The organism is Silvimonas amylolytica (genome assembly GCF_014645555.1).
Lineage (GTDB): Bacteria > Pseudomonadota > Gammaproteobacteria > Burkholderiales > Chitinibacteraceae > Silvimonas > Silvimonas amylolytica.
Window position 1 is genome coordinate 211,766 of record NZ_BMLY01000006.1, and the last position, 14,969, is coordinate 226,734.

The window sequence follows — 14,969 nt, forward strand, 5'->3', positions numbered from 1 at the left end:
TGGCGATCTCCACTGCAGGTCATGCTGCCCGTTTGCGTTTTACCCGCGATGACTGGCGTTTGCCGGGCAATTTCCCAAACGTGTTTCCTGTGAGAAGGTGAATTATGTTCGTTCGTTGGCGACTGGGCTTTCTGGTACTGACCTTGATCTGCGGTAGCGCCATTGGCTACGCCCTGTACTTGCAGTACGAAGAATTCCTGAGCCCGTGCCCGCTGTGTATTTTCCAGCGCGTCGGGATTATCTCGTTTGGGCTGGTCTCTTTGCTGGCAGCATTGTTTCCGCTGCGGCGGGCTACCTGGTTCTGGCCAGCGTTGCTGACCCTGGTGGGCCTGGCGGGGGCGAGTGTGTCAGCGCGCCAGGTTTACCTGCAATATTTTCTGACTGATAAATCATCGTTGGGCTCGTGCGGGCCTGGCTTGCAATACATGCTGGATAACCAGCCGTGGTTGCAGGTGTTTCGCTCCGTGCTGGTGGGCCATGGCGAGTGTGCCGTGATTGACTGGAAATTCCTGGGCTTGTCGCTGCCGTGCTGGACGCTGGTGTTATTCCTGGCGTTGATTGCTGCAGCGTGGCTGATTCGCGCATGGCAAGGAGGGCGCAAGTGACCCTGACTGAATTACGTTATATCGTGGCCGTGGCGCGTGAGCGCCACTTTGGCCGAGCTGCCAACAGTTGCTTTGTGTCGCAGCCCACGTTGTCGGTGGCGGTCAAAAAGCTGGAAGACGAATTGGGCGTGACGCTGTTCGAGCGTGCGGCGGGCGAAGTCACCCTCACGCCGATTGGCGAGCGCGTGGTCGAGCAAGCCCAACGCGTGCTGGAAGAAGTACAGGTGGTCAAACAACTGGCCGAGCAGGGCAAAGACCCCCTTGCAGGCGCTTTGCGGCTAGGGATCATTTACACAATTAGCCCGTATTTACTGCCGCATCTGATTCCGCATTTGCGCGAGGCTGCGCCGCAAATGCAGATTCTGCTCGAAGAAAATTACACCGGCCGGCTCGCTGAAATGCTCAAGCAGGGTGAGATCGACGTGGCGATTCTGGCTGAGCCGTTTCATGAGCCCGGTATTGCGACTCAACCGGTGTACGACGAGCCGTTCGTGGTCGCCACGCCCAAAGGTCATCACTGGGAAAAAGAAAAAGCCATTGATGCGTCAATGCTGGCGGAAGAAAACGTCTTGCTGCTTTCTCCTGGTAATTGTTTCCGCGATCACGTATTGCAAACCTGCCCGGATCTGAATCGTGAAAGCCTGCCGACGGGCAGCCTGCAGCGGACGCTGCAAGGGTCGTCGCTGACGACCATTCGCCATATGGTAGCGGGTGGAATCGGGGTGACGGTCTTGCCAGCAACTTCAGTGACTGCAGCGGATGAGTCTTTGCTGAGTATCCGGCCATTCTCTGAACCCGTGCCGACGCGGCGAGTGGTGTTGGCCTGGCGTCGTAATTTCCCGCGCCTTGCCGCTGTAGAGGCGGTTCGCAACGCCATGTTGGCCAGTGATTTGCCTGAAGTGACGTTCCTCGGTGCGCAAGATACGGTAGCCGTTGCCGCCTGATCGATAAGCATGATGTCTGGCGCGGCCCGGCAGGCGTGATAAGTGGCTTGCCGGGCCGCGTTTGTTTTTTTACCGTAAACCTGATTTGAAGCGGGGTTGGGTCTTGCTGACCTGATCGCGCCGGAGTGATTTTCATGGCATTGCCTGTCGTCATCGTCGGAGCTGGATTGGCTGGTTACAACCTTGCGCGGGAATTTCGCAAGCTGGATACCGAAACGGAACTTGTGATTATCGCTGGCGATGGTGCGGATTTTTACTCCAAGCCCATGCTGTCCAACGCATTGGCGAGCAACAAGACTGCGGCAACGCTGGTCATGAAGTCGGCTGAGAAAATGGAGGCCGAACTGAATGCGACGATCTTTGCCCGCACAGAGGTGGTGGGTATTGATCGCGAAAAGCAGATGCTGATGCTCTCGGACGGTCAAGTGCAGACTTATCGCGACCTGGTGCTGGCGGTGGGCGCTGAACCGATCCGGCTGCGGCTGGGTGGTGAGGCTGCGGATGAAGTCTTGTCGGTCAATCATATTGATGACTTCGCGCATTTTGCTGGCAAGCTCGACGGCGTAAAGCGGGTGGTGATTCTCGGCGGCGGCTTGATTGGTTGTGAGTTTGCAAATGACCTGCTGGCGCGCGGTATTGAGCCTGTCGTGGTGGAGTCAGCCACTACACCACTGCCACGACTGCTGCCGCCACAAGCCGGAGAGTGGTTTGCCACAAAATTACAGGCTGCAGGCGTGCGTTTTGTATTTGGTGCGCTGGCAGGTGCTGTACATCATGCGACGGGTAGTGGCTTTGAAGTGGAGCTGAGTTCGGGTGAGCGACTGGGCGCTGACCTCGTGTTGTCTGCAGTGGGCTTGCATCCGAATAACACACTGGCCGAAGCTGCTGGCTTGCGGGTTGAGCGCGGAGTGGTGATTAATCGCCAGTTGCAGACCAGTGATGGCCATATTTATGCGTTGGGCGACTGTGCAGAGGTCGATGGACTGTTTCTGCCCTTTGTCATGCCGATCATGCACGCCGCGCGCGCACTGGCTCAGGTCCTTGCCGGAAACGCCGCCAGCCTTGCTTATCCAGCGATGCCCGTACTGGTTAAAACACCAGCTTGCCCGACGGTCGTGTCGTCGCCCGCAGTGGGCGCATTGGGCGAGTGGCAAGTAAATGTGACGGAAGAGGGGGTCGACGCTCGTTTCATTAACGGTCAGGGGCAATTGCTGGGGTTTGCGCTGTGTGGCGCTGCGACCAAAGAACGTCAGTCCCTGCTGCCGCAACTGCCGCCTGTGCTGGCCTGATCCGCTGCTCTGGTTTGATGGGTCTGTCGTGCTGGATATTGCATCACATCAAATAAAAAAACGGGCACCAGCCCGTTTTTTTATGGTCACAGATGTTGCATCCAGTGTTGCAAGTCCCCATTTCAAACCCTTGAAAAGCTTTTGAAAAGTGTCTGGGGCAGGATTGTTGCCAGGCTTTACTGGTTTTCCCGGACGATGGGTTCTATACCCAATTTGCGCAATTTGCGAATCGCCGCCTCGGCGTCTGCCTTGTTTTTAAACGGCCCGATCTGTACGCGGGTTTCCAGCCATGCGGGTACACCGGCGGATTGCAGTTGGGTGAGTAGCTTGTCGGCATTCGCAGCGTGCAGGAATACGCCAGCTTGAATGGTGTAGCCATTGCTGCCGGCGTGCACTTCGAATTTGCCTGGTGTGCCCGGGGTCTCGGTGGTTTTTTCCGGAGGTGGCAGGTTCAAGGCGGGTTCTGCAGCTTTGGACGGCAGTGTCGGAGTTGGTATGGGCGTTGGCGCAGGTGTGGTACGAACCTGACTGGTCGTTGGCGCGGGCGCAACGTGGCCCGGCGCTTTGATCGGCGTCTGCGTGGTCACGGCCTGTTGCGGTGCGGGCTCCGGCGTCTCGGTGGTCGTGGGTGCAGGGGTTGGCGAGGGAGTGGCCACTGCAGAAGCGGTGGCTGGTTCTGAGGCCACCGCGCTAGCCGCGACGGGCGCGGATGCGATGGCCGAAGCCACGGTGCTGGCCGGGTGCGTGGCAAGGGTGCCGACAGCCGAGGCAATGCGTGGCGTGGTAATTGTGGGCTCGGGTTCGCCGTTTTGACTGTGGTCCAGCAGCCAGATGGCGGCAAGGACAACGATGATGAGGCCGGCAGCAATGCCAAGGCGCCATGCCAGTTGCTGTTTAAGCCGGGATTGCTCGGCCTGATGCAGGATGGGGTCGAGTTGGTCGCTCATCTGCCGCAATGTTGTTGAATTTGTTATAATGTTTGGCTATTTGGCTGAAGAGCACCGATTTTCGGCCCCCGATTCAGCAGCAATGCCGTGCTGTTAGTAGCATTGCCGCATGAAGTAAACACGTAGAAACAAGTTAAGTCAAATCAACCTGGAGTAGGAAAACAAATGGCTATTGAACGTACCCTCTCGATCGTAAAGCCGGACGCTGTTGCCAAGAACGTCGTCGGCAAGATTGTCGATCGCTTCGAGTCCGCCGGCCTGAAAGTCGTTGCTGCCAAGATGAAGCAACTGTCCCGTGCTGAAGCTGAAGGCTTCTACGCCGTGCACGCAGCACGTCCTTTCTTCAAGGATCTGGTTGATTTCATGGTCTCCGGCCCGGTGTTTGTCCAGGTGCTGGAAGGCGAAGGCGCCGTTCTGAAGAACCGCGATCTGATGGGCGCTACTGACCCGAAGAAGGCTGACAAGGGCACCATCCGCGCCGACTTCGCTGAATCCATCGACGCAAACGCCGTACACGGTTCCGATAGCGCTGAAAACGCGGCTATTGAAATCGCTTACTTCTTCCCGGCCAGCGAAGTTTACGGTCGCTAAGACGTAGACCCGCAGGAGCAATTGGTATGTCGGTTAATTTGCTGGATTACGATGCGGAAGGTCTTGCCGAGCTGATGATCAGCTATGGTGAGAAACCGTTCCGTGCAAAACAGTTGATGAAGTGGATTCACCAGCACGGTGAGGCAGACTTCAGCAATATGACCGATATCGCCAAGGGCTTTCGGGAAAAACTGGCGGCGGGCGCACAAGTGCGCTCGCCCGCCATGCTGGCTGAGCATGTTGCCAGCGACGGCACCACCAAGTGGCTGCTGGATGTGAATGTCGGTAATGGCATTGAGACCGTGTTCATCCCCGAAGATGATCGCGGCACCCTTTGTATTTCGTCGCAAGTGGGTTGCGCGCTGGAGTGCTCGTTCTGTTCGACTGGCGCCCAGGGCTTTAACCGTAATCTCTCTGTGGGTGAAATCATTGGGCAGTTGTGGTGGGCCAATCGTCGTCTGAGTGCTGAACAAGCCCGGATTGGCGTACCCGTAAACCAGGATTCCCGCATTGTCACCAACGTGGTGATGATGGGCATGGGCGAGCCCCTTGCCAACTTTGACAATGTCGTCAAAGCCCTCAAATTGATGCTCGACGACAATGCGTACGGTTTGTCGCGCCGTCGTGTCACGCTGTCGACCTCCGGTATCGTGCCGGCCATGGATCGTTTGCGTGACGCCGTGCCGGTAGCGCTCGCCGTCAGTCTGCATGCTTCCAACGATCGTCTGCGCGATGAAATCGTGCCGATCAACAAGAAATACCCGCTGGCGCAGTTGCTGGCCGCGTGTAACCGCTACCTGGAAAAAGCCCCGCGGGACTTCATCACCTTTGAATATGTGATGCTTGCCGGAGTGAACGACCAGCCCGAACACGCCCGCGAATTGATCGCACTGCTGCGTGATACGCCCTGTAAGCTGAATCTCATTCCATTCAATCCCTTCCCGAATTCGGGCTACAACCGTTCCGGCCGTGATGCTATCCTCGCGTTCCGGGATATCCTGATGAACGCAGGTTATATCGTCACCGTCCGCAAAACCCGCGGCGATGATATTGATGCTGCGTGTGGCCAACTGGCTGGTCAGGTACAGGACAAAACGCGTCGTACGGCTAACCGACAGGCACAAGAGACGCGCCCGATCCAGTTCAGATAAAAATATCAATACAGGGGAAGTGGAATGATCCGGCGGTACATGGTTTCCTTGATTTGCTTTGCCATGACAAGCCTTGCAGCTCCGTATGTGCATGCTGCATCTTCCGGCGACGATATGTCGCAAGCTGATCGCCGCGCATTGCTGCACACGCAGCTGGCGGGGGAATACCTCAAGCGCGCGCAATACACTATTGCAGTGCAGGAGATCAAAGAGGCTCTGGCCTCCAATAGTCGTTACGCGCCGGCTTACGGTGTGCTGGGTCTGATCTACGCAGAGCTGCACGATGACACCAAGGCCATTGCCAATTTTCAGCAAGCACTGAATATTGCGCCGGATGACTCCGATATTAACAATAACTTTGGCTGGTACCTGTGTAATCACTCGCGCCAGCAAGAGGGTATCCAGCACTACATGACGGCGGTGAAGAACCCGCTGTATGCCAGTGCGGACAAGACCTACGTCAATGCCGGTCAGTGCGCGGTTGGCCTGAAAGATGAAAAGGCCGCCAATGCATATTTCCTGCAAGCACTTCGCTTGCGACCGGATAACGTGCTCGCCCGCCAGGAACTCGTTGAGCAGGGGCTGCGCACCAAGGATTATGTCCAGTCTCGCCAGTACTATAACGAGTTGCAACATATGGTGCAGCCAAGTGCAGCGCTGACCTGGATGGGCCTGCGGCTGGAGCATGCGCTGGGCAATGCTGAAGCGGAAAGCCGTCTGGCTAATCAGCTCAAGTCGCAATACCCTGATTCCATTGAAACCACCCGCTTGTTGAGCGGTCAGCTCAACTGAAGCCGGACTGGACCTGTACACAACTGGTTATCCGGTCCCAATCTGACCGGTGGAAATATCCGTGATGAGCGAACAAGAACAAACTAACGCGCCAGCATACGGGCCAGGGGCCCGCCTTAAAGCCCAGCGTGAAGCTCTGGGCCTTGGCCTTGATCATGTCGCTGCCCAACTCAAGTTGTCGTCGCGACAGATTGAATCCATTGAATCCGATCACTTTGACCAACTGCCGGGCAACACCTTTGCCCGCGGATTTGTGCGCAATTACGCAAAGCTCCTGCAACTGGACCCAGCCCCTTTGCTGGCTCAGCTCGAGAGCTTGCTACCGCGTGAGCGTGTGCAGGTCGCGCTGCCTCATCTTGTCGAAGAGAACAATTCATTCTCTGTCGGCAATGGTGGCGGTGGCGGGGGGCGGATACTGGGTCTGGCAGGTTTTGTGCTGGCGTTTTGCGGCGCGGTAGGTGCGATTTTCTGGTATTTGCAGCAACCCCCGTCGCCCGAACTGAATGCAACGCAAGTGGCCTCGGAGCCACAAGCGTCCGAGCCTGAATTGGCAATTGCCAGTGCGCCGGTGGCTTCGGCTGTGGCTGATGCTGCTTCTGCACCAGTGGTGGCTGAGGCTTCGGTCGCGCAGGCGACGCCTGCTGCAGCGAAGGCAACGGGTGTAGTGCCTGCCAATGCATCGACCGTCACGGCCCAAGCCGCTACGCCAACCCCGGTACCCGCATCAGCGGTGCAGTCGGTCATCGGTAACGGTGAACTGCGTATCGTTGCGAATGAAGATACCTGGGTACAGGTGATCGATGCCAACGGCACGCGCCTTGTCAGTAATATTCTCGTGGCAGGTACAGACCGCAGTCTTGGCGGTGTACCGCCATACCATATCAAGATTGGCAATGCGCCAAATACCCGTGTGTGGCTGCGTGGCCAGACCGTGGATCTGACGCAATACACGAAAACACAAGTCGCTAACTTTGAACTGAAATAATAGTCGTCATTCGTCATATCCAGTTTCAGTGCGGCAAAGACAAGCAGAAGCAAATACATGATTACCGACAATATCCCGCGCCGGGCTACCCGGCAGGTGCGCATCGGCAACGTCTGGGTAGGTAGCGACCATCCGATCGTTGTGCAGTCCATGACCAATACCGATACTGCCGATGCCAGGGCGACTGCAGATCAGATTTATGATCTGTGGCGTGCTGGATCGGAAATGGTGCGCATTACCGTCAATAGTCCGGAAGCCGCGTCGCAAGTGGCACGTATCCGCGATATGTTGGCCGCGCGTGATTGCGACGTGCCGATCGTGGGGGATTTTCACTTTAACGGTGATCGCCTGCTGCGTGATTATCCGGACTGCGCAGAGGCGCTGGCCAAGTACCGCATCAACCCCGGTAACGTAGGCAAGGGCTCGAAAAAAGACGAGAAGTTCGCGTTCATGATCGAGAAGGCCTGCGAATACGACAAGCCGGTACGTATTGGTGTGAACTGGGGTTCGCTGGATCAGGCGCTGGCTGTGCGCTTGATGGATGAAAACGCAAAGCTGCCCAAACCGCTGCCGGCAGAGGCCGTGATGCGTGAAGCACTCATCCGCTCAGCGCTCGACTCCGCTGACCAGGCTGTGTCGTGGGGGTTGTCCAAGGACAAAATCATCCTGTCGTGCAAGGTCTCGCACGTGCAGGATCTGATTGCGGTTTACCGCGATCTGTCTGGCCGCTGTGATTATCCATTGCATTTGGGCTTGACCGAAGCGGGCATGGGCTCCAAGGGGATTGTTGCCTCTAGTGCTGCACTGGCGGTTCTGTTGCAGGAAGGTGTCGGCGATACGGTCCGTATCTCGCTCACCCCGGAGCCGGGCGGTGATCGCACCAAAGAAGTAGTGGTGGCGCAAGAGTTGCTGCAAACCATGGGTCTGCGCTCGTTTACTCCGCTGGTCACGGCTTGTCCCGGGTGCGGTCGTACGACGTCGACCGTATTCCAGGAACTGGCCCAGGGCATTCAGCAATTTTTGCGTGAGCAAATGCCGGTGTGGCGCCTCCAGTATCCCGGTGTTGAGGACCTCAAGGTGGCTGTCATGGGCTGTGTGGTCAATGGTCCGGGCGAGTCCAAGCTGGCTGATATCGGGATCAGTCTACCCGGCACGGGCGAAGTGCCGGTCTGCCCGGTCTATGTCGACGGTGAAAAAACCGTGACATTGAAAGGTGAGCGTGTAACCGAAGAATTTCTTGCGATCGTGCAGGACTACGTGCTCACCCGCTATCAAGAGGGTGGCCCAAAGCGGCGGGAAACCGCTGCGCCGCGTACGATTCCGCTTAAACAAATCTGACCGCTGCGCGCCGCCCTTGAACCGGCGGCGCGTGTCTTTACCCATACCGGATTGATCAAATGAGTAAAAACATCGAGGGCGTTCGCGGCATGAACGACGCGTTGCCCGTCGTGACCAAGGGCGCACCGATTGCCACGCCTGCCTGGCTTTACCTTGAAGCAGTAGCGCGTGACTGGCTCAGTGCCTATGGCTACAACCAGATTCGCACCCCGATCGTGGAGTCTACCGATCTGTTTGTACGTGGTGTGGGCGAGCATACCGACATTGTTGAGAAGGAAATGTACTCCTTTGAGGACAAGCTCAATGGTGAGCGGCTGACGCTGCGGCCAGAAGGCACTGCCGGCACTGTTCGCGCTTGCATTGAGCACGGCTTGCTTTATAACCAGACCCAGCGTTTGTGGTACATCGGCCAAATGTATCGGCATGAGCGCCCTCAAAAAGGTCGCTATCGACAGTTTCACCAGATTGGCGCGGAAGCGTTCGGGTTTGAAGGCCCTGACGTGGATGCGGAGCAGATTGTCATGCTGGCAGACCTGTTCAAGCGTCTTGGTCTGACCGGCTTGACCCTGGAGCTCAATACCCTGGGCGAGGCCAGCGAGCGCGCGGCGCATCGCGCCGAACTGATCAAGTACCTGGAAGGCTTTAAAGATCAGCTCGATGAGGACGGTCAGCGCCGCTTGTACACCAATCCGCTACGCGTACTGGATACCAAAAATCCGGCATTGCAGGACATGGCTAACAATGCGCCGCGCTTGCTGGATTTTCTGGGTGAGAAATCCCGCGCTCACTTTGAAACGCTCAAGTCTCTGCTTGATGCGGCAGGGGTGACTTACGTGATTAATCCGCGTCTGGTGCGCGGTCTGGATTATTACAATCTGACCGTGTTCGAGTGGACGACAGCCGAACTTGGAACCCAGGCGACTGTGGGTGGGGGCGGCCGCTACGATGGCCTTGTCGAGCAACTGGGCGGCAAGCCGTGTCCGGGTGTCGGCTTTGGTCTTGGTATTGAGCGCATGCTGCTGTTGCTGGAAGCCCAGGGTATTGTGCCGCCGGCGCAGCATCCTGACGTTTATCTGGTGCACGCTGGTGAAGCTGCAGGCGTGGCGGCCTTCAAGTTGGCGAACTCACTGCGCAGCGAGGGTTTTTCTGTCGTGCTTCATTGCGGCGGCGGCAGTTTCAAGTCCCAATTCAAGAAGGCGGATGCGTCCGGCGCGCGTTTTGCCATCGTGATCGGAGATGAAGAAGTGGCCAGCGGTACAGCGAATCTCAAAACGTTGAAGGGTGAGCAGGCTGGCGCACAAGTCACATTGCCTTTGGCAGACCTTGCTACGCAAATTCGGGCATAATCCGAAACCTGATCTCGCATGCGGGCCGGCTTGGGTTGCCCGCATTTATCCACATAACAAGCAGCAAGGGGCTGCAACGGGAAATCAGCATGGCTTTTGATTTGCAAGAACAGGAACAGATTGCCGAACTGAAGGCTGCCTGGGAGAGCTGGGGTAAATACATCGCCGGTCTGGTCGTGATTGGTCTCGTTGCCTATCTGGGCTGGACTGGCTGGAACTGGTGGGCGGGCAAGCAGGCGCAAGCGGCGGCTGACCAATATGCTGTGTTCCAGTCGTCTTACGCGGCTGATCCCGTCAAGGCTGTGGCGCAGGCTGATCTCTTGAAAAAGGATTATCCGGACAGCCCGTATGCCACACGCGCTGCGCTGTTGTCTGCCAAGGGCGCAGCAACAGCCAACGACACCAAGGGTGCACAGACCCAGCTGGAGTGGGTTATTGCGCATTCCTCTGAGTCCGCCATGCGTGATGCAGCTCGTCTGAGCCTGGCCTCTATTGAACTCGACCAGAAACAATATGACGCCGCTCTGAAAGTGCTGGCTGCCCGTGAGGGTGCTGCATACACGACGCTGTTTGCAGAGTTGCGTGGTGATGTGCTGGCCGCCAAGGGCGATGCGGCTGGTGCACGCGACGCTTATAAAGACGTGCTGGCCAAGCTCAAGCAAGAAAAGAACACACCTAATGCGGTTCTGGTTGAAGTAAAACTCGCTGCTCTCGGAAATTCCTGATATGTCTTTGCAACGTCAGTTTGTACGTGGTTTGTGCCTCTCCGCGATTGCGGCGGTGCTGGCAGCTTGTGCCGCACCCAGCAACGCGCCAACACCATCGCCACTGCCCAAGGTCAAGAACACCGTCAACGCGGCGGTGGAATGGCGCGCGTCGGCAGGTAGTAACGCTGAGTTTCTGCGGTTTTTGCCAGCTAACCTGGGCGATCTTGTCATTGTAGCCGGGGCGCCGGACAAGCTGACTGCATACAAACTGACGGGTGGTGGCATGCAATGGCGCGTGCGCCTTGAAAAGCCCGTAGCCGGTGGCGTGGGAGCGGGTAACGGTATCGTGGTGGTCGGCACACTCAAGGGCGTGGTTTACGCGTTTGATGCCAATGGCAAGCCACTGTGGAATAGCCAGGCCTCCAGCGAAATCGTGGCGCCACCTGCAGTGGCCGATGACGTCGTGCTGATTCGCACTGGCGACGGCAAAATCTCCGCGCTGTCGAGTAGTGATGGCTCGGTGAAGTGGCAATATTCTCGCCAGCTGCCATCGCTGACATTGCGTAACTACGCGCCGTTTACTGTCTCTAATGGTGTTGTTTTTGCTGGCTTGCCGGCAGGGCATCTGGCGGCATTGTCCACCGAAGACGGGCGTGTATTGTGGGATACGGTCGTATCTCAGCCTAAAGGTGCGACTGAAGTTGAGCGCGTAGCCGATATCGTTTCTGCTCCGCTGTTGACCGGTGGTTCGGTCTGCGCAGCGAGCTATCAGGGGCGCGTAGCATGTTTTGACCCACGCAACGGTTCCACCATCTGGTCACGTGAAGCCTCAAGCTATTCGGGTGTGGCTTTTGATGGCAACAAGGTGTTTCTGACCGATGACCAGGGCCATGTTCGTGCCTACGAACGTGAAACCGGTCGCAGCGTCTGGGATCAAGACAAGCTGGTCGCCCGCATCGTCAGTGCACCGGCCGTAGTGGGTGGATATGTCGCCGTCGGCGATCTGGAAGGCTACGTTCATCTGCTCAACGAAGACGACGGTAGTTTCGTCGCACAACTCGCAACCGACGGTAGTCGCATCGCTGCGGCACCGCAAACCTTCTCTGACCATCTGATTTTGCAGTCCCAAAAGGGCGATGTGTTTTCGGTTGGTATAAAGTAAAACGCATGAAGCCAACGATTGCCCTGGTAGGGCGCCCCAATGTGGGCAAATCCACTCTGTTTAACCGGTTGACCAAAACGCGTGATGCGCTGGTCGCTGATATGCCGGGCCTGACCCGTGACCGTCACTATGGTCACGGCAAGGTGGGCGATCGCCCGTACTTTGTTGTCGATACGGGTGGTTTTGAACCGGTCGTCGACGAAGGCATCCTGCATGAAATGGCCCGCCAGACGCTGCAGGCCGTGGATGAAGCCGATGCCGTGATTTTCATTGTGGATGGCCGTACCGGCATTACCCCGCAAGACAAGATCATTGCGCAGCGCCTGCGCGAGAGTCAGCGCCCGGTATGGGTTGCCGTCAACAAGGTTGAGGGCATGACCCGCGGCGTTGTGGTGGCGGACTTCTACGAGTTGGGCCTGACCGAGCCGACCGCCATTTCCGCCTCGCATGGCGAGGGCGTTCGTGAACTCATCAGCGAAGTACTTGAGCGCTTTCCGGTCGATGAAGAATCGGCCGAAGCCGATCACCCCAAGTTTGCCGTGATTGGCCGACCGAACGTGGGCAAGTCCACGCTGGTGAATGCCGTGCTGGGTGAAGAGCGCGTCATTGCGTTCGACCAGCCGGGCACCACGCGTGACTCGGTGTACATCGATTTTGAGCGTAATGATCGGCAATACACCATTATCGACACCGCCGGCATGCGCCGCCGCGGCAAGATTGATGACGTGATCGAAAAATTCTCCGTCATCAAAACCATGCAGGCGGTCACCGACGCCAATGTCGCTGTGCTGGTGCTCGATGCCACGCAGGAAGTGTCGGATCAGGATGCCCGCCTGGCCAGTTTTGTACTGGAAACCGGGCGCGCGCTGGTGGTGGCCATCAACAAGTGGGAATCCGCGGACGAAGTGCAGCGCGACCGTATCAAGCGCGAAATCGACCGCAAGCTCACCTTCCTTGATTTTGCCAAGTTCCACTATATCTCTGCCCTGCGCGGGCAGGGTGTAGGCGATCTGTTCAAATCCATCGACCAGGCGTATCACGCGGCGATGATCAAGATTCCTACGCCCAAACTCACGCGCGCGCTGCAACTGATGGTAGAGCGTCAGCAGCCGCCGCTCTCCGGCAAGATTCGACCCAAGCTGCGCTACGCTCACCAGGGTGGGACTAATCCGCCGGTGGTGGTGGTGCACGGCAATGCGCTGGAACAGATTCCGGCGGTGTACTGGCGTTACCTTGAACGCAGCTTCATGACCATGTTCAAGTTGCAAGGTACACCCTTGCGCGTGCAGTTCAAGCGCGGGGATAACCCTTTCCAGGAGAAACTGGAAGAGCCGAAAAAACAGAGTTTGATGGAGCGCCGTCGCAAGGTGGTTGCGGGCAAAAAAGAAGAAAGCCGCAAGAAGCTGGCGGCACACAAGGCCAAAAAGCCATTCCGGCCGTAACCTGTTTTACGGTTAGGCAATGGTAACTTGCCTATTGGCAGCTAACAGCTTTTGTACTATAAGCGTAAGACAGGTTGTAAAAAGCAAAGCAAATTAGAAGATTTGCGATTCACCACCAACAATAACGCATCGGAGAATTAAAACATGAGTACCAAGGGGCAAATGCTACAAGACCCGTTCCTGAACATCCTGCGTAAAGAACATGTGCCGGTTTACATCTATCTGGTGAATGGCATCAAGCTGCAAGGCCAGATCGAATCGTTCGATCAGTATGTTGTGTTGCTGCGCAACAACGTGACGCAAATGGTGTACAAGCACGCCATTTCCACCGTTGTCCCGTCGCGCCCGGTCAACATCCCGCATGAGCATCCGCAATCGGCTACAGTAGCCGCTGCGACGCCGGAAGCGTAAATCGCCAGACCGGCAGAAAAAACCCCGGTGGTTTGGGCCCCGGGGTTTTTTTCTGGCCAGGTGCCGCCATATTGCAAAGTACGGCCGCGCTTTGACGGATCGTCATCAGCGCCTGTTTCTCATCTTCGTTCCGGTTATCCAGAAAATTTATGTTTGAACGCCACAAAGGCGGGGACCGTGCGGTTCTGGTCTGTCTTGATTTCAACGAACCGGACTATCGCGATGGTCAGGAAGAATTCGTACAGCTGGTTGAATCTGCTGGTGTGACGCCGGTTGCCATGGTCGAGGGTAGTCGTCGCAAGCCTGATCCCGCTTTCTTTGCCGGTACCGGTAAAGTTGAAGAGATCGCCGAGGCAGTGCGCGCCAATGAGGCTGAGGTGGTGATTTTCAACCACCAGCTTTCGCCAGCGCAGGAACGCAATCTGGAAAAAGCCATGCAGTGTCGGGTGGTCGATCGCACCACGCTGATTTTGGATATCTTTGCCCAGCGCGCTCGCACTGCAGAAGGCAAGTTGCAGGTGGAACTGGCTCAGTTGTCGCACATGTCCACGCGCCTTGTGCGCGGCTGGACTCACCTTGAGCGGCAAAAGGGTGGGGTGGGCTTGCGTGGTCCGGGTGAGACGCAGCTGGAAACCGACCGTCGACTGCTCGGGATTCGTGTCAAACGCCTTAAAACGCAACTGGAAACGGTGCAAAAGCAGCGCAAGACACAACGCCGGGCGCGTGAGCGTCGCAACGAGTTCTCCGTGTCGATTGTGGGCTATACCAATGCAGGTAAGTCGACGCTTTTCAATGCGCTGACCAAGGCCAACATTTATGCGGCCAACCAACTGTTTGCCACGCTGGATACGACGTCACGCAAGCTGTTCCTGGATCAGGATCACTCAGTGGTCATTTCTGATACGGTCGGCTTTATCCGCCAGTTGCCACATACTCTGGTGGCTGCATTTCGCGCTACGCTGGAAGAAACGTTGCATGCTGACTTGTTGTTGCATGTCGTTGACGTGAATCATCCGCTGCGCGATATGCAGGTGGAAGAAGTCAACAAAGTTTTAAATGAAGTGGGTGCGGAACACATTGAGCAGTTGATGGTCTGGAACAAGATCGACCTGAAAGGGCTTGCGCCAGCAGTCGAGCATGACGAGTATGATAAAATCCGTGCGGTTCGTGTAAGCGCCGCGCAGGGGGAAGGGCTCGATTTGCTGCGGGGCGCGCTGGTCGATGCAATGAGTCAACCCGTCGAGGAATAACAAGATCCC

15 protein-coding genes are annotated in these 14,969 nt (G+C 57.0%); 14 read left to right on the top strand and 1 reads right to left on the bottom strand.

Features of this window, described 5'->3' with window-relative positions:
- Positions 1 to 104: 104 nt before the first annotated feature.
- From IEX44_RS16770 to IEX44_RS16780, 3 genes are all read left to right on the top strand, one after another.
- Positions 105 to 605 (top strand): disulfide bond formation protein B, encoded by a 501-nt coding sequence (locus IEX44_RS16770; protein WP_188696620.1) that lies wholly within the window; start codon positions 105 to 107, stop codon positions 603 to 605.
- A complete protein-coding gene (locus IEX44_RS16775; RefSeq protein ID WP_188696622.1) occupies positions 602 to 1,549 on the top strand; it encodes a hydrogen peroxide-inducible genes activator in 948 nt (315 codons plus the stop codon). Before IEX44_RS16770 ends, IEX44_RS16775 begins: the two co-directional genes overlap by 4 nt.
- Before the next feature lie 134 nt (positions 1,550 to 1,683).
- Positions 1,684 to 2,838 carry an NAD(P)/FAD-dependent oxidoreductase gene (locus tag IEX44_RS16780; protein ID WP_188696625.1) on the top strand — a complete coding sequence of 385 codons (1,155 nt, stop codon included), beginning with the start codon at positions 1,684 to 1,686 and terminating at the stop codon, positions 2,836 to 2,838.
- A 176-nt stretch (positions 2,839 to 3,014) separates the two neighbouring features.
- Here the strand turns inward: IEX44_RS16780 and IEX44_RS16785 are convergent, their stop codons facing one another.
- Positions 3,015 to 3,785, bottom strand: a complete 771-nt coding sequence (locus IEX44_RS16785) for an SPOR domain-containing protein (RefSeq protein WP_188696629.1) — start codon at positions 3,783 to 3,785, stop codon at positions 3,015 to 3,017.
- 165 nt (positions 3,786 to 3,950) lie between these two features.
- Between IEX44_RS16785 and ndk the strand changes: the two genes are divergently transcribed.
- From ndk to hflX, 11 genes are all read left to right on the top strand, one after another.
- Positions 3,951 to 4,376 carry a nucleoside-diphosphate kinase gene (gene ndk / locus IEX44_RS16790; RefSeq protein ID WP_188696631.1) on the top strand — a complete coding sequence of 142 codons (426 nt, stop codon included), beginning with the start codon at positions 3,951 to 3,953 and terminating at the stop codon, positions 4,374 to 4,376.
- Positions 4,377 to 4,402: 26 nt separating this feature from the next.
- Positions 4,403 to 5,527 (top strand): dual-specificity RNA methyltransferase RlmN, encoded by a 1,125-nt coding sequence (rlmN, locus tag IEX44_RS16795; protein WP_188696634.1) that lies wholly within the window; start codon positions 4,403 to 4,405, stop codon positions 5,525 to 5,527.
- A gap of 63 nt (positions 5,528 to 5,590) precedes the next feature.
- On the top strand, positions 5,591 to 6,319 hold the full coding sequence (pilW, locus tag IEX44_RS16800; RefSeq protein WP_188696637.1) for a type IV pilus biogenesis/stability protein PilW: 729 nt from the start codon (positions 5,591 to 5,593) through the stop codon (positions 6,317 to 6,319).
- A 64-nt stretch (positions 6,320 to 6,383) separates the two neighbouring features.
- Positions 6,384 to 7,304 (top strand): RodZ domain-containing protein, encoded by a 921-nt coding sequence (locus tag IEX44_RS16805; protein ID WP_188696640.1) that lies wholly within the window; start codon positions 6,384 to 6,386, stop codon positions 7,302 to 7,304.
- A 57-nt stretch (positions 7,305 to 7,361) separates the two neighbouring features.
- On the top strand, positions 7,362 to 8,642 hold the full coding sequence (ispG, locus tag IEX44_RS16810) for a flavodoxin-dependent (E)-4-hydroxy-3-methylbut-2-enyl-diphosphate synthase (RefSeq protein WP_188696642.1): 1,281 nt from the start codon (positions 7,362 to 7,364) through the stop codon (positions 8,640 to 8,642).
- A gap of 59 nt (positions 8,643 to 8,701) precedes the next feature.
- Positions 8,702 to 9,988, top strand: coding sequence for a histidine--tRNA ligase (gene hisS / locus IEX44_RS16815; protein ID WP_188696645.1), 1,287 nt, complete (start codon positions 8,702 to 8,704; stop codon positions 9,986 to 9,988).
- Positions 9,989 to 10,077: 89 nt separating this feature from the next.
- Positions 10,078 to 10,713 carry a YfgM family protein gene (locus IEX44_RS16820; protein WP_188696648.1) on the top strand — a complete coding sequence of 212 codons (636 nt, stop codon included), beginning with the start codon at positions 10,078 to 10,080 and terminating at the stop codon, positions 10,711 to 10,713.
- Between the two features lies 1 nt (position 10,714).
- Complete coding sequence (gene bamB / locus IEX44_RS16825; RefSeq protein WP_188696651.1) at positions 10,715 to 11,857, top strand: outer membrane protein assembly factor BamB; 1,143 nt, start codon at positions 10,715 to 10,717, stop codon at positions 11,855 to 11,857.
- A 5-nt stretch (positions 11,858 to 11,862) separates the two neighbouring features.
- Positions 11,863 to 13,299, top strand: coding sequence for a ribosome biogenesis GTPase Der (gene der, locus IEX44_RS16830; protein ID WP_188696655.1), 1,437 nt, complete (start codon positions 11,863 to 11,865; stop codon positions 13,297 to 13,299).
- Positions 13,300 to 13,443: 144 nt separating this feature from the next.
- Positions 13,444 to 13,710 (top strand): RNA chaperone Hfq, encoded by a 267-nt coding sequence (hfq, locus tag IEX44_RS16835; protein ID WP_184098342.1) that lies wholly within the window; start codon positions 13,444 to 13,446, stop codon positions 13,708 to 13,710.
- 149 nt (positions 13,711 to 13,859) lie between these two features.
- Entirely contained in the window at positions 13,860 to 14,960 is a 1,101-nt protein-coding gene (hflX, locus tag IEX44_RS16840) for a GTPase HflX (RefSeq protein ID WP_188696658.1), read from the top strand.
- Positions 14,961 to 14,969: the final 9 nt, after the last annotated feature.